The following is a 4,492-nucleotide window of genomic DNA, read 5'->3' on the forward strand; positions in this document are numbered from 1 at the left end:
ATATTATCATGTGCAAGAAGTTCCAGCAGGGAGAGCTAGTATTCAAGGTGGTTATTCAGATGTTTATGGTTTTTTGTATGGTTCCAGTATATCGGAACCTAATTTTATGGGAACAGGGAAGTATCTTTCAATTGGATTTCAAAATAGTCAATATCAAAAAAATTATTCCATTAATTATAAAAATCCTTATTATACGACGGGGGGGTTACAGCGAGGCTTCTTGATTTATTATTCTCGTATTAAACCAGATGCGAAATTTAACCTTACTTCTTATTTAGAGAATGGTTATGGAGCTGATGTCACCTATGGGTATTTTGTTTCGGAACGTAATTCAATTATGTTTGGTTACGGATTAGAAGACATCACTATCAGTCATGTTGATATCCCTAACGCTGCACCGAGTATGCTGGCTTTTTTGGGAACCACTAACGGTGTGCAAAATACCAATGTCAACTATAATGAATTTAAATTGATAGCAGAGTGGGTCTACAATGGCCTTGATCGTGCTATTTTCCCAACTAAAGGTTTTTATAGAGGATTAGACTTGGAAGTAGGTGTTCCTCTTTTTAAATCCAGTTTAAATTATTATTTGGCAACTTATTCAGTAAAATATTATCAACCCTTGGGGCATAAATTTATTTTAAATGTATTAACAACTTTTGGTTATGGAGAAAAATTCTATCATAATCGGTTGCCCTTTTTCAAAAACTTTTTTTCTGGAGGAATTGGTTCTATTCCTGCTTTTGCTCCAAATTCATTGGGTCCAAAGAATCGTTATCCACTCGGTAGTGATTTTAGCGCTATTGGTGGTAATTTAGAAACTATTTTTGGAGTGCATTTAATTTTGCCGCAATTGAATCAAAAGGTTCGTACTGCCATTGTATTTGATGCAGGTAATGTTTTTCAGGTACCCCGATTTCCAGGAGATATTGCAATTCCAGCACGGGGTGGTGCTTCTGATCCTGAGGCAAATATTCGCCCGCAAATTATCCAAGATGATAAATTTTCTATTAAAAATTTACGTCCCTCGTTGGGTTTTGCTGTAGAATGGTACACGTCTTTTGCGCCAATTGATTTTACTTTAGCTTTTCCCTTGAATCGTCGAGTAGGGGATAATTTTCAAGCATTTCAATTTACTTTTGTGGTAAGCTGATCAGAGGAAAATTAGAGCGGAGCTTGGCTGATATACGAATCTGAACTATAATTAGCATTACCTTAATTTTAAGGAGAAGGTTATAACGAAACCTTTATTTGTAGTCACTTGTTTATTAATGTTAATGAGTGAAGTAAGAAGTTATTAAGTTATTTTTGGTAAACACTGGAGAGAGTAGATATTTAGAAAATTTTTCAAGAATCACCACTTATAGGTTAAAAAAATCAATGATCAATAGTTAACTTGAAAAAGAATTTTCATCACAACGCAAAAGAATTATTAATTTAAATAATTTCTTATGAGAAAATACTAAAAAATTTTAACCTTATGAAACAGTGATAAGTGAAAAAGAATAGCAAGATCTAAAAAATAACATTAATCAAAAAGGAACTGTAGTAAGCACAAATTAATGTTCATCAAGGATTATATAATACCTAGAACAAAGTTATATATAAATTTATAAAAATTTTAGGCGCTGTAAGTGCTCTTCTTGAAAATGAGACAGTGAATTTAATTTTATCAAAAAAGAGCGTACTTTATGTGAGAGATAGTAAAGATATCACTTCAGATGTGAGGTTTTTTAATTGAAATACTTTGTAACTTTGCGATTAGTGTGAATGAATTTATGATTAGTTTTAAACTAACTGTATATTACAATTTAAGGAATGAGCAAACGCTATCAGTGTCACGATTATAGACTCTTTCAATTGTAACATTTATAATATCTCTGTAATTGTAACGAAGCTTAAGTTAAATAAATAAGTTTCCTTTTAAATTACAAAAATCAAAAATATTCAACAAAAATACAAGCTTTGGCGTTTTTATGAAATAAAAAATCAGCAAAAACTATTTTATAAACGTCCTTAATTATAAGAGCAGACCTTAAGTTAGACTGTATAAAATTATTAGGTTTATTATTACTTAAATTAAGACCCAACCTAGGTATTAATTCTATTGCTGTTACCGGAAAGAATTGTCAAATTAATTTCACCGTGTATCGTGTACATTGAGGCTTATGTTATCATAGAAGATGAAGTGCTAATTGATGCCCGAACTATTATCGGAGCAGGAAGGAGTATTGATTACTGTAGTCAACTAAGTGCAGATTATTTTTTGTATAATCAAAAAACTTTATATTATTACAGCATTGTTAGTGATCGAAATATTCTTCTTAATGGTGTGATTATTGGTTCAGATAGGTTTGCTTTAGTTCAAGACTTTAGATCAAGATATAATAATAGACAAGATCCAATAAAATTAACATTTCTTAAGCAGGACCAGTAATTATTAAAGACGATTTAAAAATTGGAGCTAAACGACAATTGATCAAGGAGCACTTGAAGATAGGATCATTGCAAATAAAATTAAATTAATTAATTTAACATAATCGGCCATAATTTTCACATATAAAAAATCATATAGCAGTTGATAGCTGTACTGAGTAGTATCACGTTAAGAAATACTATTATTGGACGGATGCCAATGCATCATTGATGTTAGCTGGGTTGTGGTAGGCTTAATAGCCCAGCCTTATCAATATTTATAATAACGTCGTTATTTATGTGGGGGATATTAATATGATCCAAAAATTCATTATTAAGCTCAGTGTATATGCCTTAGACATAGGAATGCAATCCAGTCACATAAATGGCACAAAAGTGTTATTACGTGTTAGTGACTTAACAAATTTGAAAAATGATTAAAACGATTTAAAAGGTTGTACGATGAGCGTGATAAAAACTAATGAGATTAAAAAATGTATCCCCCATCGATATCCTTTTTTATTGGTTGATCGGGTGATAGCAATGGAAAAGTATAAGTCCTTGGTGGCAATTAAAAATATCACGGCCAATGAACCTTTCTTTATGGGACATTTTCCTGTTCGTCCGGTAATGCCAGGGGTTTTGATTATTGAGTCTTTAGCACAAGCAGCGGGAATTTTAATTGTTAAATCCCTTGATTTACCTGAATACCATGAGGATATTTATTTTTTTGCTGGTGTAGATAATGCGCGATTTAAGCGCGTCGTTGAACCGGGTGACCAATTAGTTTTAGAAGTCAAAGTACTTAAATCAAAACGTTTATGGAAATTTGAGGGAGAAGCTAAGGTTGAAGGACAGCTTGCCTGTAAAGCTGAATTTATGACAATAAGAGATAAAAAAAGTGATTGACGAACAAACACTTATTCATCCTAGCGCCACAATTGGTTCTGATGTAACTATTGGTCCTTGGACTTCCATTGGTGAAAATACTGTAATTGGGGATGATACCCAAATCGATGCTCATGTTATGATTGGAAAAAATACGGCCATAGGAAAAAATAATAAAATTTATTCGTATGCCTCTATTGGTTCTAATCCTCAACACATCGGATATAAAAATCAAGAAACTTGGCTAGAGATTGGAAATAATAATGTCATTCGTGAATTTGTAACTATTAATCGCGGGACCTATGAAGGTCATGGTGTGACCTCCATTGGTCATAATAATTATTTGATGGCTTATTCTCATGTAGCCCATGATTGTCGTGTAGGAAGTCATGTTATTTTTGCTAATACTGCTTCAATTGCAGGGCATGTTGAAGTAGGTGATTATGCAAATTTAAGTGCTTTTTCTGGGGTTCACCAGTTTTGTCGGATTGGTGCGTATTGTTTTTTAGGGCGTGCGGCAAAAGTTTATCAAGATATTTTGCCTTACATGCTTGTTACTGGAAATCCTGGTATTCCCACAGCGTTGAATTTAGTTGGCTTGCGGCGCCATGGTTTTAATTCTAAGACAATCCAGTCGTTAAAATTAGCATATCAGCTAATTTACCGTACTAAACTGAAATTAGAAGATATCCAAATTGAGTTAAAAAAATTAGCCATTCAAACGCCAGAGATTAATCCATTGTTGTTTATGATGAATAGCTCCACTCGTGGATTTGCACGTTATAAAAATAATGAGCAACTTTCAATACAAGATAATCTTACTTAATCTGATTCTCTTAGTCCTTTTAGAGGACCTTATTAGGTAACCTCATTAAAAATTGGTAGATGAAAATCAATAACAAACTAACGAGTATTCCACTTAAAAAAATATCTACAATCAATTAAGAAATCCCTCCTAGAGTAGAGGCCAATGTTAGCTTAGCATAAAACCATAAACCTACATTTAAATTAAGGCGATAAAAAATTATCTTACGTAGTCAATAGGGGGTATATTATAAAATATTAGAATTTCTTAGATTGTATGAAAAGAAAGCTTTATAATACTAATTCCCGCCTCATAGAAAAAAAAGAGTTTGAGAATAATATATGGCTATAAACTGTGTTATTAAATAAGGTTAATCTTTTAAAT

4 protein-coding genes are annotated in these 4,492 nt (G+C 32.2%); all 4 read left to right on the forward strand.

The annotated features are described in order from the left end of the window. On the forward strand, positions 1-1,153 hold a 1,153-nt coding region (locus CLERM_RS03505; protein WP_195909783.1), incomplete at its 5' end, for a BamA/TamA family outer membrane protein. Between the two features lie 954 nt (positions 1,154-2,107). Continuing rightward, complete coding sequence (locus CLERM_RS03510) at positions 2,108-2,437, forward strand: LbetaH domain-containing protein (RefSeq protein ID WP_145996298.1); 330 nt, start codon at positions 2,108-2,110, stop codon at positions 2,435-2,437. Between the two features lie 440 nt (positions 2,438-2,877). Further along, the gene (gene fabZ, locus CLERM_RS03515; RefSeq protein WP_102157204.1) at positions 2,878-3,324 is read left to right on the forward strand and encodes a 3-hydroxyacyl-ACP dehydratase FabZ; all 447 of its coding nucleotides are present in this window, start codon (positions 2,878-2,880) and stop codon (positions 3,322-3,324) included. Beyond that, positions 3,317-4,129, forward strand: a complete 813-nt coding sequence (lpxA, locus tag CLERM_RS03520) for an acyl-ACP--UDP-N-acetylglucosamine O-acyltransferase (protein ID WP_102157205.1) — start codon at positions 3,317-3,319, stop codon at positions 4,127-4,129. The genes fabZ and lpxA overlap by 8 nt, the downstream gene beginning before the upstream one ends. Positions 4,130-4,492: the final 363 nt, after the last annotated feature.

It is taken from the genome of Coxiella-like endosymbiont, assembly GCF_002871095.1.
Classification (GTDB): Bacteria; Pseudomonadota; Gammaproteobacteria; order Coxiellales; family Coxiellaceae; genus Coxiella.

Excerpts from the sequence above, each read along its gene's own strand:
- fabZ (WP_102157204.1), top strand. The coding sequence starts at position 2,878 with ATGAGCGTGATAAAAACTAATGAGATTAAAAAATGTATCCCCCATCGA.